Origin of the sequence: Streptomyces sp. PH10-H1, from assembly GCF_030063355.1 — a bacterium.
Lineage (GTDB): Bacteria > Actinomycetota > Actinomycetes > Streptomycetales > Streptomycetaceae > Actinacidiphila.
In genome coordinates this window covers 239,386-264,702 of sequence record NZ_JASISZ010000001.1, presented here as the reverse complement: position 1 = coordinate 264,702, position 25,317 = coordinate 239,386, and the positions used below count along the sequence as shown (strand labels likewise).

Here is a 25,317-nt window from a genome sequence, read left to right as displayed (position 1 = left end):
CCGTTATACGTCACTGCTGGTCAGGCCACCTGAGCCGGTTCCTGGCCGGTCCTCAGGGGGTCCCCGGCGGGTCCTCAGCCCTTGTAGTCCTTGCCGAGGACGACCGTGATGTCCGCATTGGCCGCGACCGTTCCCTTCTTGACCGCGCCCGCCGGCAGACCCAGCGTCTTCGCCACGTCGTCCGCCGCCGCCTTGCGGGCGTCGGTGCCGTAGACGACCTCGGAGGCCGCCTGCGTCGAGGCGGCCGTGCCGCCCGCCACGTAGATGTACGAGCCGCCGTTCAGGATCGCGGCCTGGGCCAGGCCCGGCGCCTTCTTGTCGCCGGTGGCGTCCTTGACCATCACCCGTGGCTGCGCCGTGGACCCGGCGTTCTTCACCGTGCCGCCGAGCACGTCCTTCACCACGCTCTCGGTGGCCTGCGCGCTGAGCGTTCCGTTCTGCTGCACCGGGAGCAGCGCGGTGCTGTACGCCCCCGTCTTGGCCTGTTCCGCGAGCTGCGCCAGGGAGGCGCCGAGCGCGTTGGCGGGCAGTGAGGGGTCGGGGATCGAGTTCAGCGACTCGACAGTCTTGGTCGCCATGGCCGCGTCACTGGGCATCTTCGCCAGCACGGCCTGCATCACCTGGCCGAAGCGCATCAGCTGCTTCGCCTGCGCCTCGCCGGGCCCGCGGTGGATCGCGTACGCGACGGCGGCCTGGCCGTTGAGCTCCTGCGCCTTGCCCTCGTTGACCAGGACCTTGTCGCCGTCCTTCTTCGCCCCGTGCACCGTCGCGTCGGTGTCCACCGTGATGCCGCCGAGGGACTCGACGAGGATTTCCAGATACGGGGTGTCCAGCCGCCAGCTGCCCTTGATGTCCGAGCCGAGCAGGGTGTTCAGCCCCTGCCGGGTCGGCTCCTGGCCCTGGTCGATCTGCTTGCCAAGGGTGGTCGCGCCGCCGTCGTCCGTACTGAGCGACAGCGCGTTCGGCAGCAACACGGTGGTGCCCTTGCCGGTGGTCCGGTTGCTGACCAGCAGCGCGGTGGAGGACTCCGTGCCGTCCACCGGCCGCAGGTTCACCACAATCACATCGCGCTTCTGGCCCGCGCCGGGCGCCGCCGTGCTCGTCCCGGTGTCGCCGAGACCGGGGATCCGGCCGGCCTTCCAGAGGTAGCCGACCCCGCCGACCAGCGCCAGGACGACGAGCAGCACCAGCGCGATCTTGCGCTTGCGGCCCTTCCGCTTGCGCTCGTCACGGCGCTCGGTGCGGGACTCCGAGAACTTCAGCCAGTCGATGACCTCTTCCGACTCCTCGTCGTCCTCGTCGACGAACGCGAACTGCTCGGTCCTGTAGTCCTGGCCGTCCTGCTGTGCCTGCTGTTGCCGGTTCTGCGGCGCGGAGTCGGGTGCGGGGCCGGGACCCGGGATGATCGGCGCGGGAACCGCGGCAGGCGCCTCGTAGTACGGCTGCGGGGCCGGCTGGTCGTACCGGGGCTCCTGGTACTGCGGCGGTTGCTGGTACTGCGGCTGCGCGTACTGGGGGTCCGCGTACTGCTGCTGCGGGGTCCAGCCCTGCTGCTGCCCGGCGTACGTCTGCGACGGGTCCGCGGAGTACGGGTCGGCGTATCCCGGCTGTTGCTGTTGCTGTTGCTGCTGTTGCTGCTGCTGTTGCTGCTGTGACTGCTGCTGCGGGGACTGCGGCTGGGGCGGGCTCTGCGGCTGCCGCGCATACGGGTCGTAGCCGTACTGCTGCTGGTAGTAAGGGTCCTGAGGCGCGGGTGGGTCCTGCGGGGCGTACGGGTCCTGACCGTTCTCAGGACCGCCCTCGGCGAATTGCCAACGGGGGTTTGCGTCGTTCACGAGGACCCCTTCACTGCGATGCGAGCTACCCGGCGTCCCGGTACAGCTTGCGCTTGTCGATGTAGCGCACCACTCCGTCCGGCACCAAGTACCAGACCGGATCACCCTTGGCGACCCGCTGGCGGCAGTCCGTCGACGAGATCGCCAGCGCGGGGACCTCGACCAGCGAGACCCCGCCCTCCGGGAAGCCCGGATCCGACAGGGTATGCCCAGGACGGGTCACTCCGATGAAGTGCGCGAGGGAGAAGAGCTCCTCGGCGTCCCGCCAGGAGAAGATCTGATTGAGCGCGTCCGCACCCGTGATGAAGAACAGATCCGCGTCGGCGTGCTCGGCGCGCAGGTCCCGCAGGGTGTCGATGGTGTACGTCTTGCCGCCGCGGTCGATGTCGCTGCGGCTCACCGAGAACTGCGGGTTGGACGCAGTGGCGATCACCGTCATCAGATAGCGGTCCTCGGGGGGCGACACCGCCTTGTGGGCCTTCTGCCACGGCTGTCCGGTCGGCACGAAGACGACCTCGTCGAGCTGGAACAGGCTCGCCACCTCGCTGGCGGCGACCAGGTGACCGTGGTGGACGGGGTCGAACGTGCCGCCCATCACGCCGATCCGCTTCTTCACGCGCTCAGCCATCGCGGAGACTAGTCCCGGTTGAAGCGGGTCGTGATCCACAGCAGGAGCAGCAGCGCGAACAGCGCGCCGCCGCCGGTGAGATACGGGCTGAGACTCTCGTGGTTCCCCCCACCCGACGCCTCGGCGAGAGTGGTCAGTGCGGCAGCTGCGTGTGACGTCATGGTCGGCAGGACCTTTGCGGTTTTGAGGGCGGACGGGAAGACTCACGCACATCGTACGGGCGGGCCCTGTGGAACTTCGCGCAGGCTCCGCGCGTCCAGAGTATGTACCGGTTGGCTATCAGGGGGTTGGGTCACCATGTCCGTGCCGAACGATCCGCGCGACTCCAACGAGACCGACGGCGGTGCCGAGAGGGTGCCCAGCCGCACGCGCAAGCGCTTCCCGGGGATCTCCTCGCGAGCGTACGAGCATCCCGCCGACCGGTCCGCGCTCGTCGCGCTCCGCAAGCTGACCGGCTTCGACACCGTCTTCAAGGCACTGAGCGGACTGCTCCCCGAGCGTTCGCTGCGACTGCTCTTCCTGTCGGACTCCGTCCGGGTGAGCGACCAGCAGTTCGCGCACCTCAATGCCATGCTGCTCGACGCCTGCCACATCCTGGACCTGGAGAAGGTCCCCACGATGTACGTCACGCAGGACCCGCAGCCGAACGCGATGTGCATCGGCATGGACGCGCCGATCATCGTGGTCACCACCGGCCTGGTCGAACTGCTCGACGAGGAGGAGATGCGGGCCGTCGTGGGCCATGAGGTGGGCCACGCGCTGTCCGGCCACTCCGTGTACCGCACGATCCTGCTGTTCCTGACGAATCTGGCGCTGCGGGTCGCGTGGATACCGCTGGGCAACCTCGCGATCCTGGCGATCATCACGGCGCTGCGCGAGTGGTTCCGCAAGTCCGAGCTGTCGGCCGACCGGGCCGGGCTGCTGGTCGGTCAGGACCTGCAGGCGTCCATGCGCGGGCTGATGAAGATCGCCGGCGGAAACCACCTGCACGAGATGAACGTGGACGCGTTCTTGAAGCAGGCCGACGAGTACGAGTCCGCGGGCGACCTGCGCGACTCCGTCCTGAAGATCCTGAACGTCCTGCCGCGCAGCCACCCGTTCACCACGGTGCGCGCCGCCGAGCTGAAGAAGTGGGCCGCCAGCCGCGACTACCAGCGGCTGATGGACGGGCACTACCCGCGCAGGACCGAGGACAAGGACACCTCGGTCTACGACACCTTCAAGGAGTCGGCGAACCACTACGCGGAGAACGTCAAGACCAGCAAGGACCCGCTGATGGGCCTGATCCGCGACATCTCCACGGGTGCGGGCGACATCGGCGGCAAGCTGCGGGACAAGTTCGGCGGCGGGGGCACCCAGACCCGCACTCAGGAGCGGCCGGCGGACGAGGCGCAGGACGGGCCGGAGGACACCCCGGGAGACCGGCCGGAGAACGGCCCGCGCGCCGAGTGACCGGGGCCGGGTGACCCGCGCCAGGGGACCCGGGGGCCTAGGGAGCGGCGGCGGATGCGGTGGAGCGCGCTGCCGGGCGACCGGCGGAGCCGTCCGCCAGCGCCGCGCAGACCGCGGCGGGCGGCCGGCCGCGGTCGTTCGGATCGGCGGCGGTCGGGCCCAGCGGCGACTGGCCGGCCAGCAGCGGCCGGAGGTAGGCGGCCGGGGCCGTCGCCGAGCAGGACATCGGCCCGGCGGCGACATCGGCCTGCGTCACCTCGATGTGGTGGTCCCGCAGGTCGTCACGGTCGAAGCGGAACCGCATATCGCGCCGCACGGTGAACAGCGAGGTGGCGCCCTGTGCCGGGTCGGCGCCGGCGCCGGCGCTCTGCACCGCGTACACGAAGGTGTGGTCCGCCACGACCTCCAGCCGGTCGTCGCTGACCTGGCTCACGGTGATGGTGCCGCTCACCCGCACCTTCGGATCGGCCAGCCGCACCCTGACCGGATCGAAGCGCACCAGCCAGCCGGTCGCCTCGTGCAGTCCGTCGTCGGCCGGAGCGCTCAGGCTGCGGTCGAACTGGTCGACCTGGCCGGGATCGATCAGATTGCGGACGGTGCGCACATCGCCGCCCGTCACCGATCCCGGGTCGAGGGACGAGGCGACCAGGTACTCCTTGGCGGTGCTGAGCGCCTGCATCACCTGGCTCTCCGTGAAGTCGCCGACACGGCGCGCGGTCGGCAGCGGCAGGCCCTCGGCGCCGGCCCGGTAGTGGCCGGCCGGCTGGTTCTCGTAGAGCGACGTCCCGCTCACGGACGGTACCGGCCCCGGCGGCACCAACGGGATCAGCGTGATCCGTAGCGGCTCCACCGCGGCAGGCGCAGAATTGCTGTACGGGTGACGTATGCCCAGGTAGATCGCGGTACCGAAGGCGATGGCGATGAGTACGACCAGGAGCAGCGCCTGACGCGGGGCGCTGCTGACGGGCCACACCCGGCGGACGCGCACCGCCCGCGACGTGCCGTCGAGCCGCTCGCGGGCCGAGTACTCCTGGATCCGGGCAGCACGGACGAACGATTCGTCGAAGACGACGGATCGGTACTCGTCCTCACCGCCTGCCGGGACTCCTTCAGGGGTCCCCTCAGGAGGGTCTCCAGGACCGGCCATACCACAAGGTTAAGTCTCCGGAGGCACATATAAACGCCGTGATACGCGACAACTTCTGACATGAAATCAGGGCAGCTGGGTAGCGGCCACCGGCGGCAGGGTCTGGGTGCCGATCCGGCCGCTCGACGGCGGCGCCGGTACGGCCGGCTGGCGGCCGCCGCCCGCGCCCCGGTAGACGGCCGCGAACGTCAGCGCCACCACGCCGATGCCCATCAGAACGGCCAGCAGCCAGGCCACCGACCGGTGCCATCGCACGCTGCCGCCGCGGTACGGGCGGCCTTCGGCCATCCGGGCGTGCTGCAGATACAGGTCGTCCGATTCGCTGTCGTCGTATCGGACGGGATCGACCGGCACAGAACCGGTGACGGCCTCCGCCTCCGCGCGTGCCCGGGCGGCGGCGAGCATCCGCTGCCGCGCGGTGGGCTCGTGGACGGGGGCGGACCGTATGAAGTCCTCGTCGAAGACCAGGGATGCGAACTCGTCATCATCCGGCATCGGACCAGGGTAGTCCGGGCGGCGCCGGTTTGGGCAGGGAGCGGATGAAATACGCGCCCCGCCCGGTCAGTTGGCATCACCCGAACGGGCGTATGGACCGACCGCCTAACGGATGTGACCGTCGCCGGTCACGATGTACTTGGTCGACGTCAGCTCCGGCAGGCCCATCGGGCCCCGGGCGTGCAGCTTCTGGGTGGAGATGCCGATCTCCGCGCCGAAGCCGAACTGACTGCCGTCGGTGAACCGTGTCGAGGCGTTGACGGCGACCACCGCGGAGTCCACCAGTTGGGTGAAGCGGCGGGCGGCGGGCTGCGAACCGGTGACGATGGCCTCGGTGTGGCCGGACGACCACAGCCGGATGTGGTGGACGGCCGCGTCCAGGGAGTCCACGACGCCCGCGGCGATGTCGTAGCTCAGATACTCGGTCTCCCAGTCCTCCATCGTGACCGGCACCACGGTGGCCTTGGTCCCCGCCCGCGCGGCCAGCGCCACCACCCGCTCGTCGCCGTGCACGGTCACCCCGGCCTCGGCCAGCGCCGCCAGCGCCAGCGGCAGGAACTCCGCGGCGATGTCCTGGTGCACCAGGAGGGTCTCGGCGGAGTTGCAGACGCTGGGGCGCTGCGCCTTGGAGTTGATGAGCACCTCGACGGCCATCGCGAGATCGGCCTGCGCGTCCACGTAGACATGGCAGTTGCCGGTACCGGTCTCGATGACCGGCACCGTCGACTGTTCGACGACCGTCCTGATCAGCGATGCTCCGCCGCGCGGAATGAGGACGTCGACCATGCCGCGGGCCCGCATCAGCTCCTTGACGGACTCCCGGCTCTCGCCGGGGACCAGCTGCACCGCGTCGGCCGGCAGCCCCGCGCCCCCGACCGCGTCGCGCACCACCTTCACCAGCGCCTCGTTCGAGGCGTACGCGGAGGACGAGCCGCGCAGCAGCACCGCGTTCCCGGACTTCAGGCACAGCGCGGCCGCGTCCACGGTCACATTCGGCCGGGCCTCGTAGATGATGCCGACCACGCCGAGCGGCACCCGCACCTGGCGCAGGTCGAGCCCGTTGGGCAGCGTCGAGCCGCGGACGATCTCGCCGACCGGGTCCGGCAGGCCCGCCACATGGCGCACATCGGCGGCGATGGCCGCCACCCGCTCGCGGGTCAGCGTCAGCCGGTCGATGACCGTCTCGCTGGTCCCCGCGGCCCGCGCCTGTGCCACGTCCCGCGCGTTCGCCTCGACGATCTCCTTCGTCCGCACCACCAGCGCGTCCGCGATGGCGAGCAGCGCGTCGTCCTTCACCGAGCGCGGCAGCGGTGCCAGGTCGGCCGCGGCGGCCCTGGCCCGGTAGGCAGCCCGCAGCACGGCGGACTCGGGCAGGGGGGAGGGCAGGGAGGCGGTGTGATGGCTGCTACTGCTCATACCAGGCAGCCTACGGCTCGTTTCGGGGACGCCGGAACGTGATTCCGGCCGTTGAGACGGCCCTCCCCTCGGCCTCAAACGCCGGCCGGGCTCCAACCATGGCCTCAAACGCCGGCCGGGCTGAAACGGAGGCCTCGGGCTCCCGTCGGACCGAAACTGTGGCCTCGAACGCCGGCCGGGCTGAATCGGCCGAGGCGGTCACCCCGAGGCCACGCCGGGCCAAGCCGATCGCCCAGGCCCCCGCCAGGCCGCCGGCAGCGGCTAGAACGGGTGTACGCCCACCGGGACGGCCGGTGGGGGGCCGTAGCCTTCGGCTATGCGTTGGTGGTAGGTCTCACGGTCGATGACCTCGAGGCCGACCGTCTCCCACGGTGGGAGATTGGCTGTCGAGCGGTGTTCGCCCCACAGCCGCAGCGCGATGGCCGCGGCATCGTGGAGATCACGGGCCTCCTCCCAGTACCGGATTTCGGCGTGGTCGGTGGCATAGCGGCTGGTCAGCAGGAACGGGTGGTCGTGCGCGAGCTGCTCCAGCGCGCGTCTGACCTCCGGGAGCGGGGCCCCGGGCCCGGAAACGCTGAGCGTGACGTGCCAGAGCCGGGAGGTGGTGCGTGGCTCCGGCGGATGGCCCGCACTGGTGTCCGCTCCGCTGTCGACGCTGACCAGTGCCCGTTCCGTCGTCCCCCGGGGGAACGAACCTGGGCGCCCTCGTCTCACCGGCGGCCTCCCTGTGGCGTTCTGCTTTGCGAGCGCCCGCCCGTCCCCGCGGCGGTATTGGCGACTCCTCCGCTTCAAAGTTGACCAGGGTGCGGGCTACCGCGTGGCCGTTTTCGACAAGAAGTCCCCTACCGGGTCAGCTTGGCCGGCCCGCCGGGTCGGCCCCGCGGCCGCCCCGGGTCAGTGCTGGTGCAGCACGACGAGGTCGTCACGGTGCACGACCTCACGCTCGTACGCAGGGCCGAGTTCGCGGGCGAGGTCGTGGGTGGAGCGGCCGAGCAGCGCGGGCAGTTCCCTGGCGTCGAAGTTGACGAGGCCGCGGGCGACGGCGCGACCGGACTCGTCGAGCAGGTCGACCGGGTCGCCGGCCACGAACTGCCCCTCGACGCCGGTCAGTCCGGCCGGCAGCAGCGAGGTGCGGCGTTCGGTGACGGCCTTCACCGCGCCCGGGTCCAGCCGCAGCGCGCCGCGCGGGGTGGAGGCGTGGGCGAGCCACAGCAGCCGGTCGGCGGACCGCTTGCCGGTGCGGTGGAAGAGCGTGCCGGTGTGCCGCCCGGCGAGGGCGTCGGCGACGTGGGTGGCGGAGGTGAGCACGACGGGGATGCCGGCCGCGGCGGCGATACGGGCCGCCTCGACCTTGGTGACCATCCCGCCGGTGCCGACCCCGGCCTTGCCCGCGCTGCCGATGGTGACGCCCTCGAGGTCCGCCGGTCCCGCGACCTCGTCGATCCGGGTGGCTCCCGGCGTGCGCGGGTCCCCGTCGTAGAGCCCGTCCACGTCGGAGAGGAGCACCAGCAGATCGGCGCGGACCAGGTGGGCGACGAGAGCCGCGAGCCGGTCGTTGTCGCCGAACCGGATCTCGTCGGTGGCGACGGTGTCGTTCTCGTTGACGACCGGCACCGCGCCCATGACGAGCAGCTGGTCCAGGGTCCGGTACGCGTTCCGGTAGTGGGCGCGGCGGCTGATGTCGTCGGAGGTCAGCAGCACCTGGCCGACCCGCACCCCGTACCGGGCGAAGGACGCGGTGTAGCGCGCCACCAGCAGCCCCTGGCCGACGCTGGCGGCGGCCTGCTGCCGGGCCAGGTCGCGCGGGCGGCGGGCCAGTCCGAGGGGAGCGAGTCCGGCGGCGATGGCGCCGGAGGAGACCAGCACTATCTCCTTCGGGCCGCTGTCACGCGCTGTGGCCAGCACATCCACGAGCGCGTCGACGCGGTCCGCGTCCAGCCCGCCGGCCGCCGTGGTCAGCGATGAGGAACCGACCTTGACCACGACCCTGCGGGCCTTCACCACGTCCTGCCGCGCCGCTGCCACGTACGTCCCCTGTGCTCGCCTGTGCCCGTCGGTCTGCCTGCCCCGATCCGTGCAATCTACGTGATCCGGGGCATCACGCGGCCTGGCGTATCGCGCCCTGGACACCCGCGTCCCGGACCCGCCGGGCCGCGCGGTGCCCGGGACTCAGGCCTGCGGCTCCCCGCGGCTCAGGCCTGCGGCCCGGGGTGCCTCAGCTGCCAGCCGGCCCAGGCCGAGGTCACCATCTGCCGGACGTCGTACTGGGCGGACCAGCCGAGTTCCTTGCCGATCAGCTCGGCGGAGGCGACGACCCGGGCCGGGTCTCCGGCCCGGCGCGGGACGACCTCGGCGGCCAGGTCGGTGTGGCCGGAGATCTCGCGGATGAGGTCGATCATCTCCGCCACCGACACGCCCTCGCCGGTCCCGATGTTGAGCTTGAGGGACGCCGAGGGGTCGGCGGTCAGCCGCCGCGCCGCCGCGACATGAGCGGAGGCGACGTCCTCGATGTGGATGTAGTCACGGACGCAGGTGCCGTCCGGCGTCGGGTAGTCGTCACCGAAGATCAGCGGCGGCTTGCCCTGGGCCAGTCGCTCGAACACCATCGGCACCAGGTTGAAGATCCCCGGGTCGCCGAGCTCCGCGGAGGCGGCGCCCGCCACGTTGAAGTAGCGCAGCGAGGCGGTGGCCATGCCGTGCGCCTTGCCCACGGCGCTGACCAGCCACTCGCCCGCGAGCTTGGTCTCGCCGTACGGGCTCATCGGGTCGCAGGGCGTCCGCTCGGTGACCAGGTCGACGTCCGGCATGCCGTAGACCGCGGCGGAGGAGGAGAAGAGGAAGCGGCCCACCCCGGCCTCGGCGGCGGCCTCCAGGACCGTCTGCAGACCGGTGACGTTCTCGCGGTAGTAGTGCAGCGGGAGCTCGACCGACTCACCGACCTGCTTCTTCGCCGCGATGTGCACGACCCCGGTCACCGCGTGTTCGCGGAGCACCCGGTCCAGGACCGACCGGTCCAGCACCGTGCCCAGTTCCAGGGGCACTCCGGCGGGCAGCCGCGCCGCGTCGCCGGTACTGAGGTCGTCGAGAACGACCACTTGTTCGCCGCTGTCGACAAGCGCCTTGACGACATGAGATCCGATATAGCCGGCGCCGCCGGTGATCATCCAGGTCATTCGGTCAGTCTAAGTCGGAGGGTAGCCATGCGATAAACTGCGGGTGAACCCTCAGCAGGCTGCGCTCCCAGGAGCAGGACCTCGGTTCGTCAGTGCCCGCCACGGAAAGGTTGTCCTGCCCCATGGTCCCTCGGCTCTCGGTGGTCGTGCCGATTTACAACGTCGAGACGTTTCTCGAGGAGTGCCTCGAGTCCCTCGCCGGTCAGACTCTCCGTGAGCTCGAAGTCATCATGGTCAACGACGGTTCGACCGACAGAAGTAGTGAGATCGCCGCCGCCTTCGCCGCCCGTGACCCGCGTTTCCGCCTCGTCGAGCAGACCAACGGCGGCCTCGGACACGCCCGCAACACCGGTGTGCGCAACTGCACCCCCGGGGTGGGGTACCTCACTTTCGTCGACAGCGACGACGTCATTCCCGATTACGCGTACGAGCACTTCGTGACGACCCTGGACGAGACCGGGTCCGATTTCGCCTCCGGCAATGTGTTCGTGCTGGACTCGACGGGGACCGCGCAGTCGGCGATGCACCGCAAGGCTACCGCGACGACACGGCTGAAGACCCACATCACCCGGGACCCGGCCCTGATCGCCGACCGGCTGGCTCCCAACAAGGTGTTCCGCCGCACCTTCTGGGACAAATACGCCATGGCCTTCCCCGAGGGCGTGCTGTACGAGGACACTCCGCTGACCGTCCCGGCCCACTTCCGGGCCAACAGCGTCGACATCCTCGGCGAGCCGACGTACTACTGGCGGCAGCGCGAGGGCGGCGCGGCACCGTCCATCACCCAGCGCCGCACCGAGCTGAAGTCGGTCCGCGACCGCGTGGCCGCCGTCGACTCGGTGAGCCGGTTCCTCGCTGCGCAGCCGGGCAAGGAATACCGCAAGTACAAGCGCTGGTACGACGAGACGGCCCTCGCCAGCGACATCCGGATCTTCATCAACGTGCTCCCCGACGCCGACCAGGAGTTCCGCGAGCTCTTCATGAAGGTCGCCTCGGACTTCCTGAGCCGGGTCGATCCCCGCGCCCTGGACGCGCTGCCGGCCCTCATGCGGCTGAAGTGGCACCTGATCCAGCACGGCAAGCTGGACGAGCTGCTCGAAGTCCTGTCGTACGAGAAGAAGGAGACCGGCGCCTCGCTGCCGGTCGTCCGGCGGTTCCGCCGCTACGGCAAGTTCCCCTTCTTCGGGAACCGCGCCGTCGGTGTGCCGAAGCACGTCTACCGCCTCAAGCAGGAACTGGCGCTGCGCACCAAGGTGTCCTCGATCACCTGGCACGGCGACGACCTGCACATCGAGGGCTTCTCCTACGTCAGCAACCTGAACGTCCACAAGCGGCGGATGTCGCTGAAGGTCATCGCGCTGCGCAACAGCAAGTCCCGGCGCACGCTGGTCATTCCGGCCCGTACCGTCTTCCGCCCCGAGGCCACCTCCACCTCCGGGCAGAACCGCTACTCGTACGACTGGTCCGGTTTCGAGCTGAAGGTCAACTCGCTGAAGCTGCGGCACCGGGGCCAGTGGACCGAGTCCACCTGGCGTTTCGCGATCGGCAACCTCAGCCGCGGCCTGCTGCGCAAGGGCGCCCTGAACCCCGGCGCCTTCGGCTCCGGCACCCACCCGCCGGTCCACTACGTCGACGAGGAGACGCGGATCGTTCCGCTGTTCATCGGCGGCCGGCTGCGGCTGCGGGTGGAGAAGGTCCGCGCCCGGGTGACCGGGCACGAGCTGGCCGACGGGTTCATCGAGGTCCGCGGGATGGCGCCCGGTGTGCTGCCCGAGGGCAGCCGGCTGTCCATGCAGCACCTCAAGACCCCGAGCTCGCACGACTACCCGCTGGAGATCACCGGCACCGCCCCCAAGGGGCAGACGGCCTTCACCGTGCGGATCCCGGTGGACGACATCGTCGACGGCCGGATGACCGAGACCTCCATGCAGTCGCTCAAGGGGCCGGACAGCGAGACCTGGCGTACCGAGATCGTCGTCCCCGGCGAGGCCAAGTCGCGGCAGCTGATCGCCGACGACGATCTGGCGCCGGGCCGCTACGCCCTCGCCCCGTCGGCGTCCGGTCTGCCGCGCGAGCTGGCGCTGCACCGCAACGCGCCGGGCTATCTGCTGCTCAGCGACCGGATCGTGCGGCCCGTCGTGGACCGCCTCAGCTGGCAGTCGGACGGTTCGCTGCTGGTCGAGGGCGAGTGCCCGACCAGCGCCACCGACCCGGCGAACCTGGTGCTGATGCACCGGGCCCACCACGAGGAGAAGATGTTCCCCGTGGAGGTGGCCGACGGCCGTTTCTCCTCCACCCTCACCGTGCACGCCGTCCCGGGCATGGCCGGCACGCTGCCGCTGCGTCCCGGCCGCTGGAACCTGATGTTCCAGAACTCCGTGCGGGGCAACGAGCGCACCCCGGTCGTCATCAGCCCCGCGCTGATCGACGAACTGCCCGCCGAGACCTTGGTCGGCGGCCGCAAGTACGTCGCGGCCGCGCACGCCTACGACCGGCTGGCTCTCGAGGTCACCGCCTCGCTGCGGACCGACGAGCAGGGCCCGTACCGGCAGCGCCAGCTGCGCACGCAGTTCTACCCCGAGGCCCGCACCCAGCCGCTGCGCGAGTCCGTGCTGTACGACAGCTACACCGGCAAGCAGTTCTCGGACTCCCCGCGCGCCGTGTTCGAGGAGCTGATGCGGCGCGGCGACGACCTGGAGCACCTGTGGGTCGTCCGCGACGAGCAGGTCGAACTGCCGCCGGGCGCCAAGGCCGTGCGCATGTGGGGCCGCGAGTGGTTCGAAGCACTGGCCCGCAGCCGGTACATCGTCACCAACGCCCACCTGCCGTACTGGCTGAAGCGGCGCGAGGGCCAGGTCGTCGTCCAGGCGTGGCACGGCACCCCGCTGAAGAAGATCGGCCATGACATCGAGGACGTCCAGTTCACCAATGGGCGGTATCTCGAGAACGTGGCCAAGGAGTCGAAGAGCTGGAGCTTCATCGTCTCCCCCAACCGTTTCAGCACCCCGATCCTGAAGCGCGCGTTCGCCTTCGAGGGCGAGCTGCTCGAAGCGGGCTACCCGCGCAACGACATGCTCTACACCCCGGAGCGCGACGAGATCGCCGAGCGGGTACGGGAGCGCATCGGGCTCCCCGCCGGCAAGAAGGTCGTGCTCTACGCCCCGACCTGGCGCGATGACCAGTACTATGGCCCCGGCCGCTACAAGCTCGACCTCCAGGTCGATCTGGTGAAGGCGAAGGAAGCCCTCGGCGATGACTTCGTTCTGCTGATCCGCCGTCACCCGAACGTGGTGGACACGGTGCCGGGCGCGGGCGAGGGCTTCGTCTGGGACGTCTCGGAGTATCCGGAGATCGGCGAGCTGTTCCTCGCGGCGGATGTGCTCATCACGGACTACTCGTCGCTGATGTTCGACTACGCGAACACCGGGCGTCCGATGCTGTTCTTCACCTATGACCTGGCGCACTACCGCGACCAACTGCGGGGCTTCTACTTCGACTTCGAGAAGGAGGCCCCCGGGCCGCTGATCTCCACGTCGGACGAGCTGATCGCCTCGCTCAAGGAGCTGGACGCGGTGACCGACCGGTACAAGGACGCGTACAAGAAGTTCCAGGACATCTTCTGCGATCTGGACGACGGCCATGCCGCAGGACGGGTCATCGACCGTATGCAGGAACTGGCCAAGGAGGCATAGCCCTCCCCGCGCCGTCCCACACGAAAGGGTGGGCCACCCCTCGGGGTGGCCCACCCTTTCGTGTGGGCGGGATGAGACGGATTCGCGTGAGGCGGGCCGCTACCGGCCGAGCAGTCTGCGCATCCGGGCCTCGGCGACCCTGCGGGCGCCCTGCATCCCGTCGGCGACCCGCAGGACCAGGGCGCGGCCCCCGGTGATGTGCGTCTGGACCAGCAGCACCCGTCCGGTGGGGCGCACCACGATGCCCCGGCGGGGGCTCTGGTCGTCGGAGGCGCGTACCTCCACCGGGGTGCTGCCGCCGTCCGCGTACCGGATCTCGGCCCGTACGTTCCAGACGCCCAGCTTCCCGGCGCAGGCGAGATCCCCGGTCGACAGCCGTATGTCGGCGGTCCAGCCGTCGCCGTCCGGGACCAGCGGTGCCTCCACGCCGACCAGCGGCCTGCTGTGGGTCCGCTCCTCCAGTTCGACGTGGATGCTGCGCGGGCCGAGCTCGGCGAGCCGCCCGTACAGCTCGTGCACCCGCAGGCTCAGCCGGGTGCTGCCGCCGGCCCTGACCCGGCCGTCGACGGCCACCGGCAGTTCGGCGGTCGCCAGCAGGCCGAGGCCCACGGGGGGCGCGGCCGGGTCGTACGGGGGGGCCAGCCGCGGCGGACGGGCGGTCAGTTCCACCAGGCGGCTGAGGCCGGCAGGTTCCGGCGAGGCCAGGATCGCAGCGGCGATCCAGCGGGAGACGACGCCCGCACACGCGATGCCCTCCGCGTCGAACCCGGCGAGGTGGTCGCGGGTGATCCGCCACCAGTCGGCCACGTACTCCTCGCCGCGCTGCGGGAGTTCCCGCAGATACAGCGGCACGTCGTAGTCGGCGAACTTGGCCTGCGCGTGCAGTGCCAGCTCATCGCGCCCGGCGGCGCGGAGCACCTCCACGACACCGCGGTGGGCGGTGACGCGGTGCTGCCAGTTCTTGATGAGGCCGCGGCTCAGCGAGATCGACAGCTTCGCCGCCTGCCGGCGCACATGCCAGATGTAGACGAGCTCGTCGGTCACGGCCAGCCGCGGGTCGGCGGCGTAGACCCGTGCGGTGAAGACGAAGTCCTCGTAGTGAAAGGCGCCGTCGGGGAAGGTGATGGCGTGCCCGATCAGGAACTTCCTGCGGTAGAGCTTGTTGACCGACAGGGTGTCCCACAGGAATTCCGGCCGCTCCTCGATCCCCGCGAGTACGGTTCCGGGCAGATCGGCGCCCGCCGACCGGTCGTACAGCTTCGGGGCCCAGACCGTGGTCGGGCCGTCGGGCAGCTCACGGCGCAGGCACTGGCCCGCGACGACGTCGGCGCCCTCCCGCTCGGCGATCGTCAGCAGAGTGCGGACGGCGCCCGGGGGCAGCACGTCATCGCTGTCCAGGAAGAGCACATACGGGAAGGCAGCGGCGGCGAGGCCGTCGTTGCGCGGTGTCCCGCAGCCCCCGCTGTTGGTCTCCCGCAGCAGCAGCCGGAGCCGGGGGTCGGCGGTGAGCGGCTGGAGCGCGTCGAGCGTCCCGTCCGTCGAACAGTCGTCGACGACGATCACCTCGCCGACCTCCGGCCCCTGGGCGAGCGCGGATTCCACGGCGCCCACCACCCGGGCGGCGTCGTTGTAGACGATCACAACGATGCTGACGTTTCCCATACCCGACCCCATGTCCCTGACCACCCGGAGATCCTCTCATCCGGAGCGGACCGGACAGGACACCCCTCCGAACGCCCCCGGCAGCACTGCCCGGGGGTGGTTCGAAGGACGCCTCAGAAGGCCTCGAAGTCGTCGAACTCCTGCTGCGCGTCGTCCTTGCCGTCCTTGTCGCCCTTGTCGCGGCGGCGGTTCACGGCCGGGCGCGGCGGGTCGAAGCGGTGGTCCTCGCCGCGGCGGCCGAGCATCTCGGCGCCGGCGGCCATCGTCGGCTCCCAGTCGAAGACGACCGCGTTCTCCTCCTCGCCGATGATGATCTCGTCGCCCGCCTGGGCTCCGGCCTTCACCAGCCGCTCCTCGACGCCGAGGCGCGAGAGGCGGTCCGCGAGATAGCCGACGGCCTCGTCGTTGGAGAAGTCGGTCTGCCGCACCCAGCGCTCGGGCTTCTCGCCGCGCACGCGGTAGGAGCCCTCCTCCTCGGTGACGGTGAAGCCGGCGTCGTCCACCGCGACCGGGCGGATGACGACCCGGGTCGACTCCTGCGCGGGCTTGGCGGCACGGGTTTCGGCGACGATCTTCGCCAGGGCGAAGGACAGCTCGCGCAGGCCCAGCCGGGAGACGGCCGAGACCTCGAAGACCTGGTAGCCGCGGGCCTCGAGGTCCGGGCGGATGATGTCGGCGAGGTCCTTGCCGTCCGGAACGTCGATCTTGTTCAGAACGACGATGCGCGGCCGGTCCTCCAGGCCCCCGTACTCGGCCAGCTCGGCCTCGATGATGTCGAGGTCGGTCGCCGGGTCGCGGTCGGCCTCCAGCGTCGCGGTGTCCAGGATGTGCACGAGCACCGAGCAGCGCTCGACGTGCCGCAGGAACTCCAGGCCCAGACCGCGGCCCTGGCTGGCGCCCGGGATCAGGCCGGGGACGTCGGCGATCGTGTAGACGATCTCGCCGGCGGTGACCACGCCCAGGTTCGGGACCAGGGTGGTGAAGGGGTAGTCGGCGATCTTCGGCTTGGCGGCCGAGAGCACGGAGATGAGCGAGGACTTGCCCGCGCTCGGGTAGCCGACCAGCGCCACGTCGGCGACGGTCTTGAGCTCCAGGACGATGTCCCGGCTCCTGCCGGGCTCGCCGAGCAGCGCGAAGCCGGGCGCCTTGCGGCGGGCCGAGGCCAGCGCCGCGTTGCCCAGACCGCCGCGGCCGCCCTGGCCCGCGATGAACGTGGTGCCCTGGCCGACGAGGTCGGCGAGCACATTGCCGTCCCTGTCGAGGACGACGGTGCCGTCGGGGACCGGCAGCACCAGGTCCTGGCCATCGGCGCCGGTGCGGTTGCCGCCCGCGCCGCCCTTGCCGTTGGTGGCCTTGCGGTGCGGGGTGTGGTGGTAGTCGAGGAGCGTCGTGACGTCCTGGTCCACGACCAGGATCACATCGCCGCCACGGCCGCCGGTGCCGCCGTCCGGACCGCCGAGCGGCTTGAACTTCTCCCGGTGAACGGAGGCGCAGCCGTGGCCTCCGTTACCCGCGGCGGCATGCAGCTCGACGCGGTCCACGAAGGTGGTCATACGGATTGCCTCCAGATAAATACGGGATTGTCTCAGTACTAACGCACCAAGGGCGGACCCTCTTCCCGCGCGCGGTGCGCGTCGGGGAAGGGGGATCCGCCCTCAGTGGTGTCTGGGTTCGTCGCGGAGAGCCGTACTTAGACGGCGACCGGAACGATGTTCACGACCCTGCGGCCACGCGCGGTGCCGAACTCGACCACACCAGCGGCGAGGGCGAACAGCGTGTCGTCCTTGCCACGGCCCATGTTGGAACCGGGGTGGAAGTGCGTGCCACGCTGGCGGACGATGATCTCGCCGGCGTTGACGGCCTGGCCGCCGAAACGCTTCACGCCGAGAAACTGAGCGTTGGAGTCACGTCCGTTACGGGTGGACGATGCACCCTTCTTGTGTGCCATGTCTTCTCAGTCCCTTACTTCGCAGCCGCGGGGATACCGGTGATCTTGATCGCCGTGTACTGCTGACGGTGACCCTGACGACGGCGGTAGCCGGTCTTGTTCTTGTACCGCAGGATGTCGATCTTGACACCCTTGTGGTGGTCCACGATCTCGGCCGCGACCTTGATACCGGCCAGGACCCACGGGTCACTGGTGACGGAGTCGCCATCGACGACGAGCAGCGTCGAGAGCTCGACCGCGTCGCCCACCTTGCCGGTGGAAATCTTGTCAACCTCGACGACATCGCCAACGGCCACCTTGTGCTGGCGGCCGCCGCTGCGCACGATTGCGTACACGCGGAACTCACTCTCAAGCTCGAATCGGGTACTCCTGAAGCCAGCCATCCCTGTCCAGCATTGGGGGGCCTCTCCCGGCGGACCGGGAGGGATTTGCTCAGGAGCGGGCGCAAAAACGCCGAAGGCCAAGGCTACGGGGCCCTTGGCGCAGGGTCAAACCGGGTGGTGAACCAGCCGGCGGTCGTAGTGCCGAAGGGCGGGCCCGAGGTCTCCGGGCCCGCCCTTCCCCGTCTCAGGACGGCTTGTCACCCCAGCAGTCGGGCTACTCGGCGTCGGCCGCGTCGGCGGTCTTCTTGGCGGCCGCCTTCTTGGCCGGTGCCTTCTTGGCGACGGTCTTCTTGGCCGCCGTCTTCTTCGCTACGGCCTTCTTCGCCGCCGGCGCCTTCTTCGCGGCCGCCTTGCGCGGCGCCCGCTTCTTGGGCTCCGCGACGGCCCCGGTGGCCTCAGCGGCCTCCAGGACGGCCTCTGCGGGCTCGCCGGCGGGCTCGGGGCTGACGACCACCACAGCGGCGTCCTCGCCTGCGGGAGCGGTCACCTCGCGGGTCGCACGGCGACGGGCGCGGACCGGGACGGGCTCGGCGACGGGCTCCGCCGCCACGACCGGCTCCGGCGCCGGCTCGACGACCGGCGCGGCCGCCACCACAGTGACGGGCTCGGCCTCGGAGGAGGCCGGGGAACCCGCCGGGGCGCTCACCTTGCGGGTGGCACGGCGGCGCGTACGGGCCGGAGCCGCGGTCTGCGCATCGGCGACGGGCACGGTGACGGGCGCAGGCGCAGGCGCAGGCTCGGGCTCGGCCACCCGCACCGGCTCCGGCTCGACGACCGGCACGATGACGGCCTCGACCGCCAGCGCGCTGACGCGCTCGTTCACCGGCTCGGCGACCGGCGCCAGCTGGGCCGCGAACGGCGCGCCCGCCGGGGCGGTGACCTTGCGGGTCGCCCGGCGGCGGCCACGGCCACGCGTCGTCGCCGCGGCTTCCGCCTCTGCCGCGCTGCTGAACCACTCGTCGTCGGTCGCGACCGTCGGCACCAGCTCGGCCTCGGTCACCGCGACGGGCTCCAGCTCGGGGTACTCGTCCGCGTCCTCGTGCGCCTCGTACTCGTCGTTCTCGTCGTTCTCGGTGTCGTGCTCGTGGGTGTGCTCGTCGCCCGAACCGATCCCGGCCTTGCCGCGGCGCTTGCGCTTGCCGCCGCCACCGGTGGTCGTGGCCTGGTCCATGTGGACGATGACGCCACGCCCGTTGCAGTGCACGCAGACCTCGGAGAACGACTCCAGCAGGCCCTGGCCGACTCGCTTGCGGGTCATCTGCACCAGACCCAGCGAGGTCACCTCGGCGACCTGGTGCTTGGTCCGGTCCCGGCCCAGGCACTCCAGCAGCCGCCGCATGACGAGGTCGCGGTTGGACTCCAGGACCATGTCGATGAAGTCGATGACGACGATGCCGCCCAGGTCGCGCAGCCGCAGCTGGCGCACGATCTCCTCGGCCGCCTCCAGGTTGTTCCTGGTGACGGTCTCCTCGAGATTGCCGCCCTGCCCGGTGAACTTGCCGGTGTTGACGTCGACGACGATCATCGCCTCGGTCTTGTCGATCACCAGCGAACCGCCGGACGGCAGCCAGACCTTGCGGTCCAGCGCCTTCAGCAGTTGCTCGTCGATCCGGTACGTCGCGAAGACGTCGACCTCGGAGGTCCAGCGCGACAGCCGGTCGGTCAGGTCGGGGGCGACCTGGCTGACGTACTCGTGGATGGTGCCCCACGCCTCGTCACCGCTGACGAGGACCTTGGTGAAGTCCTCGTTGAAGATGTCGCGGACGACGCGGACGGTCATGTCCGGCTCGCCGTAGAGCAGCGTCGGAGCGTTGCCGCTCTTCGCCTTCTTCTGGATGTCGTCCCACTGGCCCTGCAGCCGTTCGACGTCGCGGCGCAGCTCGTCCTCGCTCGCACCCTCGGCGGCGGTGCGCACGATGACGCCCGCGTCCTCGGGGACGATCTTCTTGAGGATGGCCTTGAGCCGGGCGCGCTCGGTGTCGGGCAGCTTGCGGCTGATGCCGGTCATCGAGCCCTCGGGCACGTAGACCAGGTAGCGGCCGGGCAGCGAGACCTGGCTGGTGAGGCGGGCGCCCTTGTGACCGATCGGGTCCTTGGTGACCTGTACCAGCACGGACTGGCCGGACTTCAGCGCGCTTTCGATCCGGCGCGGGCCGTTGGCCATGCCGAGCGCCTCAAAGTTGACCTCACCGGCGTACAGCACCGCGTTGCGGCCCTTGCCGATGTCGACGAAGGCGGCCTCCATGGACGGCAGCACGTTCTGGACCTTGCCCAGGTAGACGTTGCCGACGTACGAGGTGGCCTGCTCCTTGTTCACGTAGTGCTCGACGAGGACGTCGTCCTCCAGCACGCCGATCTGGGTGCGCTCACCGCTCTGCCGGACGACCATGACGCGCTCGACGGCCTCGCGGCGGGCCAGGAACTCCGCCTCGGTGATGATCGGGACGCGGCGGCGGCCCTGCTCGCGGCCCTCACGGCGGCGCTGCTTCTTCGCCTCCATGCGGGTGGAGCCCTTGATGGACGTCACCTCGTCGAAGCCAGTGCCCAGGCTGGGCTCGGCGGTCTTGGCGCGCGGCTCACGGACCTTGACGACCGTACGCTCCGGGTCGTCGGCGCCCGTGCCGTCCTCGCCACCGGAGTCGCCACTGCGGCGACGGCGACGGCGGCGGCGACGGCTGCTGGTGGAGCCGTGCTCGTCATCGTCGGAGGCGTTGTCCGACGCCTCGGCGTCGGCGTCGTACTCGCCCTCTTCGTCCTCGGCGGACGGCTCGTCACCGTCGGCGGCGTCGCCACGGCGACGGCGGCGGCCGCCCCTGCGGCGACGGCGCGACGGGCGGTCGTCCGACTCGTCGTCGTCCTCGTCGGAGACGGCCTCCTCCTCGGACACCGCGTCGGCGGTCTCCTCCTCGGCCTCCACCGGTGCGGCCTCGATCACGGTGTCCTCGGCCGGGGCGCCACGACGGCGACGGCGGCGGCGCGAGCCGGCCTCCGGCTCCTCGTCCTCGTCACGGACCCGGGCGGCCGGAGCCTGCGGCTCCTCCTGGACCGGGGCGGCGGAGACGGAAACGGGGGCGGTGACGGTCTCGGGCGCCTGGAAGACCGGCGGCTGGAAGACCATCGTGGGCGGGCGCACCGCACGGCGGCGGCCACGGGCCGGCGCCGGCTCGGCCGGGACGTCCTCGGGCTCGACGGCCACGGGTGCCTCGACCACGGCGGGCTCTACGGGCTCGGCGACGGGCGCGACGGGCCGGGTGGCCTCTACGGTCTGCTCTGCGGCGACCGCGCGCTTACGGGTGCGGCGGTTGCGGGCCGGGGCTTCCGCCTCGGCCGGCTCGGCCACGGGCTCGTCAACGGGGGTGAACTGGGGGGCGGCCGCCTCGGCGGTCCCCTTCCGGGTGGCGCGGCGGGCGGCACGGGGCGCCTCGGCGTCCTCCTCGGCCGGCACGACGGCCTGCGCGGCCGGTGCGCTCTGCGCGGCGGTGTCGTCCTTCGGTGCCAGCGCGCCCGGCTTCAACCGGCGGGCGCCGTCCCCGGCGGGGGGCGACGACGGCGCGGAGGGCGCGGTGCGCTTGCGGGAGGAGCGGCGGCCACGGCCCGGGGCCTCGGCCTCGGGTGCGGCGGGCGCGGCGATCGGGGAGGACGCGGCGGACGGCGCTGCGGCGGCGGGCGCCTCTTCGGCGAACTGCGGGGCGGCGGCGGGCGCGGCGACCTTACGGGTCGCGCGACGGCGGGCCCGGGTCGGGGCGGCCAGGTCCACAGCCGGTTCCGCGACCGGATCCTCGGCGGCGGCCGGGGTCTCGGCGGCGGCCGGGGTCTCGGCGGCTGCCGTCTCCTCCGCTGCCTGCGGGGCCTCCGCCGGAGCGGCGACCTTGCGGGTCGCACGGCGGCGGGCGCGGGGCGGCGCGGCTGAGGTGTCGGGGGCGTCAGCGGCCTCGGCGGCGGCTTCGGCCGGTACGGCGGGTTCTGCGGCCGGGCTCTCGGCCGCGGCGTCCGGAACCGCGGGTGCGCCGGCCGGGGCCGTCACCTTGCGGGTCGCACGACGACGCGCGCGGGGCGGCGCGGCGGAGGAGTCATCGGCGTCGGCGGACGCGCCGGACGCCGGTTCTGCGGCCGGGGCGGCCGCGGAGGTGTCCGTGGCCGGTATGGCCGGCGCGGTGGGCGGGCCCGCCGGGCGGGATACCGCGCGGCGGCGACGGCGGGGGGCCGTGGCTTCTTCGCTGGGGGTGGCGCCGTTGTCCGGCGCCTCGTTGGGCTCGTTGTGATCGAGCATTCGGGCAGTGCTCCCGTCATGCTCCCGGGCGCCGCGCTCTGTTCCGGTGGCGGCGGGCCGCGACGTCGGTCGTGGTGCCGCTGTCCGGGGGCGCGGGCGCCGCACGGGAGCTGTTGTCTCGCTCGTCGGCACGCCTGTGACGGGCCGACGAAAGTCTCATCAGGTCAGCGTCGCCGGGCCCGGGTGGCTCCCTGGCGCGTCGGCAACACGTCGACGGCGTTCCTACGCGGAAGCTTCCCCAGCCTTCGGCGGGGAGTCCCCACTCGGCACCGTCGCGGCGTCGCGATCTGGCGCGAGCGGGTCGGTGACCGTCCCGGACTCTTCGTGGAGCGGCCCCTGCGCCAGCCTGGTCACCGCAGTGGGGACCGGCGGCGCGAGGTCGGCCGTCACACGGAGGCCGGACAGGACGTCGTCGGGTCGCACGGCAGGTGTCAAGTGCCGAACAACTAGGCGCAGTATCGCACAGGCGGCAGGCCCGGGCCTATCGGCACCCTGTTCGAGCGCGTCAACCGGTACGACTTCGAGTCGGGTGACGGCGCCGCGCGCGTCGAAGGTACGCATGCCGTTCTTGGTCTTCCGCTCGACCTCGACGGTCTCGGCGGCGAGGAAGAGCGCGACCGCGCGCTCCGCCTCGGCCGGCTCGACGCCGTCGAGCCGGAGCTGCCAGACGGATGCCTGCAGCCGCTCGGCGAGGCCTGAGGTACGGGCCTCCACCGCCTCGGTGATGTCGAGCCCGGTGGGCAGCGACTCGTCGAGCAGGAGCCGGAGCTTCTCGGGGTCGCGGGTCTCGGTGAGGCCGATCTCGAGGTATTCGGCCTCACTGCCGACGCCGGTGGGTGCGGCGTTGGCGTACGAGACCTTGGGGTGCGGGGTGAAGCCCGCCGAGTACGCCATGGGCACCTCGGCGCGGCGCAGGGCCCGCTCGAAGGCGCGCTGAAAATCGCGGTGACTGGTGAACCGGAGGCGGCCGCGCTTGGTGTAGCGCAGGCGGATGCGCTGCACCGCGAGTGCGGGCGGCGGGCCTTCGGGCTGTCGCTTGCCCAGTGTCGTTCAGTCCCTCATGCGTCTGTGGGGGCCCTGTCGGGGCCCGTTTGTCATACCCAAGGTTACGCCGCGTCGCACACAGGTGGTTACGGGCCGTGCGGCGCGAGCGGGCCCGCGGGGTTTCAGGCAATGTTCATCCGCCCCTCCGGCCACCGCCATAACGGTCTCGTATTCATAACGGGTCTGGACCAGAACCATTCCGTGGGACCGGCCCGCGGATGTGATGAAGGAGCCCCCCGAATGAGTCCTGAGCTCTCCCGGCGCACCCTGCTCGGCAGTGCCGCCGGAGCGGCGATGCTGTCCGCGCTGCCGCTGAGCGTGCAGACCGCGCTGGCCGCCCCGCCAAGCCCAGCAGGCTGGAGGACATCCAGCACGTGGTGATCCTGATGGAGGAGAACCGCGCGTTCGACCACTACTTCGGCACGATGGCCGGCATCCGCGGCTTCGGCGACCGAACCGCCGTACGCGGCGTCAACGGCCGGCCGGTCTTCCACCAGCCGGACGCCTCCCGCAAGGACGGCTGGCTCTCGCCGTTCGCCATGAACGCGGCACACACCAACGCCTACCGGCAGGGTGCCCCCGCCTTCGGCTACGTCGATTCCATGAGCGCGCGCAACGACGGCCTGGCCGACGGCTATGTGTCCCGGCGCGGCGGCGGCTGGCTCGGCCAGGGCTACTACGAGCCGGCCGACATGCCCTTCTACAACGCGCTGGCCTCGGTGTTCACCATCTGTGACCACTACCACGCGTCGATGGAGACCAGCACCAACCCCAACCGCGAGCACTTCATGACGGGCACCAGCGGCGGCACCGTCCGGGATGTCGTCGTGCACGACAACACCGAGACCGCCGACGGCTATGAGTGGACGACCTACGCGGAGCGGCTGGAGGCGGGCCGGCGTCAGCTGGAGGACGTACCAGGCGCACGACAACTTCGACGACAACGCGCTCGCCTGGTTCGCGGCCTTCCACCAGGCCAAGCCCGGCGAGCCGCTCTACGAGCGGGGCCTGCGGATGGTCGGGGACGCCGCGCAGAGCGGCGACCCGTTCGCGATGGGCGACGCCCTCGTCGCGGCCTTCGCCGCCGATGTGAAGGCCGACACACTGCCCCAGGTGTCATGGCTGGTGGCGCCCGCCGCGCTGTCGGAGCACGCCGACTACGCGCCGCCGAACGGTGAGGACCTGACCGCCCGGCTGCTCGGCGCGCTCGCGGACAACCCGGCGGTGTGGGCGAAGACCGTCTTCATCCTCAACTACGACGAGCACGGCGGCTTCTTCGACCACCTGCTGCCGCCCGTCCCCCCGGTCGCGGCCGGCCGCGGAAAGAGCACGGTCTCGCCGGACGGCGAGGTCGTGATGCGGGTGACCAAGGCCGGCAGAACGTACCACCGGGTGGTCAGCCAGCAGGGAAAGTACCGGGTGCGGGCCGCCGACGGGTCGCGGACCTGGTCCGACGTACTGCCGGAGGGCGAGAGCGTGGTATCCGGCCCGTATCCGCTGGGCCTGGGCACCCGCGTGCCGATGATCGTCGCCTCGCCCTGGACCCGGGGCGGGGTCGTCGACTCGACGGTCTTCGACCACACCTCCGTGATCCGGTTCCTGGAGCGGCGCTTCGGCGTGCGCGAGCCGAACATCAGCCCCTGGCGGCGGGAGGTCACCGGCGACCTCCTGTCGGTCTTCGACTTCTCCGGCGACAACCCGGTGTGGCCCGCGCTGCCCGACACCAGCGGCAACAAGAAGAAGGCCGAGGACGCCGGCTCGCGCCCCGCGCCCACCGTGCCCAGCCCACAGGCCCTCCCCCAGCAGCAGCGCGGGACCCGGCCCGCGCGTGCCCTGCCGTACGCACTGCGGGTGCGGCCCCAGGTGCGCAAGGGACGGCTGGAGCTGGACCTCCGCAACCGCGGCGGGCAGGGCGCGGTGCTCGCCGCGTACCCCGCCCCCGGCGAGAAGCCGCGCTTCTACACCGTCGGCGTGCAGGGCCGGCTCTCCGACACCTGGACGATCGACGCCGGCGGCTACGACCTGCGGGTCCACGGCCCGAGCGGCTCGCTGTGGCACTTCCGCGGCGCAGAGCAGCGACTCGAGGCCCAGGCCACCGAGGACACCGACCATCGCCGGGTCGAGTCGGACTGACCAACGACGAGCGCACCGCCCGGACGTTCCTGATCGGCG

General features: G+C 71.3%; 19 protein-coding genes and 1 pseudogene. 5 read left to right on the top strand and 15 right to left on the bottom strand.

Annotated features, from left to right (window positions below; genetic code table 11):
- Positions 1 to 74 precede the first annotated feature (74 nt).
- Genes QMK24_RS01095 through QMK24_RS01085 form a run of 3 tightly spaced genes read right to left on the bottom strand, consistent with a single transcriptional unit; the run spans position 75 to position 2,624 of the window.
- A complete protein-coding gene (locus tag QMK24_RS01095; RefSeq protein ID WP_283463095.1) occupies positions 75 to 1,835 on the bottom strand; it encodes an LCP family protein in 1,761 nt (586 codons plus the stop codon).
- Positions 1,836 to 1,860: 25 nt separating this feature from the next.
- Entirely contained in the window at positions 1,861 to 2,463 is a 603-nt protein-coding gene (gene nadD, locus QMK24_RS01090) for a nicotinate-nucleotide adenylyltransferase (protein WP_283463094.1), read from the bottom strand.
- An 8-nt stretch (positions 2,464 to 2,471) separates the two neighbouring features.
- A complete protein-coding gene (locus QMK24_RS01085; RefSeq protein ID WP_283463093.1) occupies positions 2,472 to 2,624 on the bottom strand; it encodes a hypothetical protein in 153 nt (50 codons plus the stop codon).
- Positions 2,625 to 2,760: 136 nt separating this feature from the next.
- Here QMK24_RS01085 and QMK24_RS01080 point away from each other — a divergent pair, with 136 nt between their 5' ends.
- A complete protein-coding gene (locus QMK24_RS01080) occupies positions 2,761 to 3,915 on the top strand; it encodes a M48 family metallopeptidase (RefSeq protein ID WP_283463092.1) in 1,155 nt (384 codons plus the stop codon).
- Between the two features lie 37 nt (positions 3,916 to 3,952).
- Here QMK24_RS01080 and QMK24_RS01075 read toward each other — a convergent pair whose 3' ends face one another.
- The 6 genes from QMK24_RS01075 to galE all read right to left on the bottom strand — a co-directional run bounded on the left by QMK24_RS01075 (position 3,953) and on the right by galE (position 10,146).
- Positions 3,953 to 5,062, bottom strand: a complete 1,110-nt coding sequence (locus tag QMK24_RS01075; RefSeq protein ID WP_283463091.1) for an SCO2583 family membrane protein — start codon at positions 5,060 to 5,062, stop codon at positions 3,953 to 3,955.
- A 66-nt stretch (positions 5,063 to 5,128) separates the two neighbouring features.
- Entirely contained in the window at positions 5,129 to 5,557 is a 429-nt protein-coding gene (locus QMK24_RS01070) for an SCO2583/SCO2584 N-terminal domain-containing protein (RefSeq protein WP_283463090.1), read from the bottom strand.
- 105 nt (positions 5,558 to 5,662) lie between these two features.
- On the bottom strand, positions 5,663 to 6,973 hold the full coding sequence (locus QMK24_RS01065; RefSeq protein ID WP_283463089.1) for a glutamate-5-semialdehyde dehydrogenase: 1,311 nt from the start codon (positions 6,971 to 6,973) through the stop codon (positions 5,663 to 5,665).
- Positions 6,974 to 7,234: 261 nt separating this feature from the next.
- Entirely contained in the window at positions 7,235 to 7,687 is a 453-nt protein-coding gene (locus tag QMK24_RS01060) for a DUF8830 family protein (protein ID WP_283463088.1), read from the bottom strand.
- Positions 7,688 to 7,867: 180 nt separating this feature from the next.
- Positions 7,868 to 8,998 carry a glutamate 5-kinase gene (proB, locus tag QMK24_RS01055; protein ID WP_283463087.1) on the bottom strand — a complete coding sequence of 377 codons (1,131 nt, stop codon included), beginning with the start codon at positions 8,996 to 8,998 and terminating at the stop codon, positions 7,868 to 7,870.
- Between the two features lie 167 nt (positions 8,999 to 9,165).
- Positions 9,166 to 10,146: a UDP-glucose 4-epimerase GalE gene (galE, locus tag QMK24_RS01050; protein WP_283463086.1), complete on the bottom strand. Its 981-nt coding sequence runs from the start codon at positions 10,144 to 10,146 to the stop codon at positions 9,166 to 9,168.
- Between the two features lie 122 nt (positions 10,147 to 10,268).
- Here galE and QMK24_RS01045 point away from each other — a divergent pair, with 122 nt between their 5' ends.
- Entirely contained in the window at positions 10,269 to 13,838 is a 3,570-nt protein-coding gene (locus QMK24_RS01045) for a bifunctional glycosyltransferase/CDP-glycerol:glycerophosphate glycerophosphotransferase (protein WP_283463085.1), read from the top strand.
- 99 nt (positions 13,839 to 13,937) lie between these two features.
- Here the strand turns inward: QMK24_RS01045 and QMK24_RS01040 are convergent, their stop codons facing one another.
- The 6 genes from QMK24_RS01040 to QMK24_RS01015 form a co-directional block, all read right to left on the bottom strand.
- On the bottom strand, positions 13,938 to 15,500 hold the full coding sequence (locus QMK24_RS01040; protein WP_283463084.1) for a glycosyltransferase family 2 protein: 1,563 nt from the start codon (positions 15,498 to 15,500) through the stop codon (positions 13,938 to 13,940).
- A 113-nt stretch (positions 15,501 to 15,613) separates the two neighbouring features.
- On the bottom strand, positions 15,614 to 17,053 hold the full coding sequence (gene obgE, locus QMK24_RS01035) for a GTPase ObgE (protein ID WP_283463083.1): 1,440 nt from the start codon (positions 17,051 to 17,053) through the stop codon (positions 15,614 to 15,616).
- 137 nt (positions 17,054 to 17,190) lie between these two features.
- On the bottom strand, positions 17,191 to 17,448 hold the full coding sequence (gene rpmA, locus QMK24_RS01030; RefSeq protein WP_283463082.1) for a 50S ribosomal protein L27: 258 nt from the start codon (positions 17,446 to 17,448) through the stop codon (positions 17,191 to 17,193).
- 14 nt (positions 17,449 to 17,462) lie between these two features.
- Positions 17,463 to 17,783: a 50S ribosomal protein L21 gene (gene rplU, locus QMK24_RS01025; protein WP_138359423.1), complete on the bottom strand. Its 321-nt coding sequence runs from the start codon at positions 17,781 to 17,783 to the stop codon at positions 17,463 to 17,465.
- A gap of 262 nt (positions 17,784 to 18,045) precedes the next feature.
- The gene (locus QMK24_RS01020; RefSeq protein WP_283463081.1) at positions 18,046 to 22,101 is read right to left on the bottom strand and encodes an Rne/Rng family ribonuclease; all 4,056 of its coding nucleotides are present in this window, start codon (positions 22,099 to 22,101) and stop codon (positions 18,046 to 18,048) included.
- Between the two features lie 222 nt (positions 22,102 to 22,323).
- Positions 22,324 to 23,103 (bottom strand): TIGR03936 family radical SAM-associated protein, encoded by a 780-nt coding sequence (locus QMK24_RS01015; RefSeq protein WP_283463080.1) that lies wholly within the window; start codon positions 23,101 to 23,103, stop codon positions 22,324 to 22,326.
- A 282-nt stretch (positions 23,104 to 23,385) separates the two neighbouring features.
- Between QMK24_RS01015 and QMK24_RS01010 the strand changes: the two genes are divergently transcribed.
- From QMK24_RS01010 to QMK24_RS01000, 3 genes and pseudogenes are all read left to right on the top strand, one after another.
- Entirely contained in the window at positions 23,386 to 23,526 is a 141-nt protein-coding gene (locus tag QMK24_RS01010) for a hypothetical protein (RefSeq protein ID WP_283463079.1), read from the top strand.
- Between the two features lie 5 nt (positions 23,527 to 23,531).
- Positions 23,532 to 23,978 (top strand): annotated as a pseudogene (locus QMK24_RS01005) (alkaline phosphatase family protein); the annotation flags it as partial.
- On the top strand, positions 23,965 to 25,278 hold the full coding sequence (locus tag QMK24_RS01000) for an alkaline phosphatase family protein (RefSeq protein ID WP_349361982.1): 1,314 nt from the start codon (positions 23,965 to 23,967) through the stop codon (positions 25,276 to 25,278). The pseudogene QMK24_RS01005 and the gene QMK24_RS01000, both read left to right, overlap by 14 nt.
- Positions 25,279 to 25,317: the final 39 nt, after the last annotated feature.

Bases quoted from the DNA above. Each gene is read 5' to 3' on its own strand.
- nadD (WP_283463094.1), bottom strand. From the start codon at position 2,463: ATGGCTGAGCGCGTGAAGAAGCGGATCGGCGTGATGGGCGGCACGTTC.
- QMK24_RS01085 (WP_283463093.1), bottom strand. From the start codon at position 2,624: ATGACGTCACACGCAGCTGCCGCACTGACCACTCTCGCCGAGGCGTCG.
- QMK24_RS01080 (WP_283463092.1), top strand. From the start codon at position 2,761: ATGTCCGTGCCGAACGATCCGCGCGACTCCAACGAGACCGACGGCGGT.
- QMK24_RS01075 (WP_283463091.1), bottom strand. From the start codon at position 5,062: ATGGCCGGTCCTGGAGACCCTCCTGAGGGGACCCCTGAAGGAGTCCCG.
- QMK24_RS01070 (WP_283463090.1), bottom strand. From the start codon at position 5,557: ATGCCGGATGATGACGAGTTCGCATCCCTGGTCTTCGACGAGGACTTC.
- QMK24_RS01065 (WP_283463089.1), bottom strand. From the start codon at position 6,973: ATGAGCAGTAGCAGCCATCACACCGCCTCCCTGCCCTCCCCCCTGCCC.
- galE (WP_283463086.1), bottom strand. From the start codon at position 10,146: ATGACCTGGATGATCACCGGCGGCGCCGGCTATATCGGATCTCATGTC.
- QMK24_RS01045 (WP_283463085.1), top strand. From the start codon at position 10,269: ATGGTCCCTCGGCTCTCGGTGGTCGTGCCGATTTACAACGTCGAGACG.
- QMK24_RS01040 (WP_283463084.1), bottom strand. From the start codon at position 15,500: ATGGGAAACGTCAGCATCGTTGTGATCGTCTACAACGACGCCGCCCGG.
- obgE (WP_283463083.1), bottom strand. From the start codon at position 17,053: ATGACCACCTTCGTGGACCGCGTCGAGCTGCATGCCGCCGCGGGTAAC.
- rpmA (WP_283463082.1), bottom strand. From the start codon at position 17,448: ATGGCACACAAGAAGGGTGCATCGTCCACCCGTAACGGACGTGACTCC.
- QMK24_RS01020 (WP_283463081.1), bottom strand. From the start codon at position 22,101: ATGCTCGATCACAACGAGCCCAACGAGGCGCCGGACAACGGCGCCACC.
- QMK24_RS01010 (WP_283463079.1), top strand. From the start codon at position 23,386: ATGAGTCCTGAGCTCTCCCGGCGCACCCTGCTCGGCAGTGCCGCCGGA.
- QMK24_RS01000 (WP_349361982.1), top strand. From the start codon at position 23,965: ATGTCGTCGTGCACGACAACACCGAGACCGCCGACGGCTATGAGTGGA.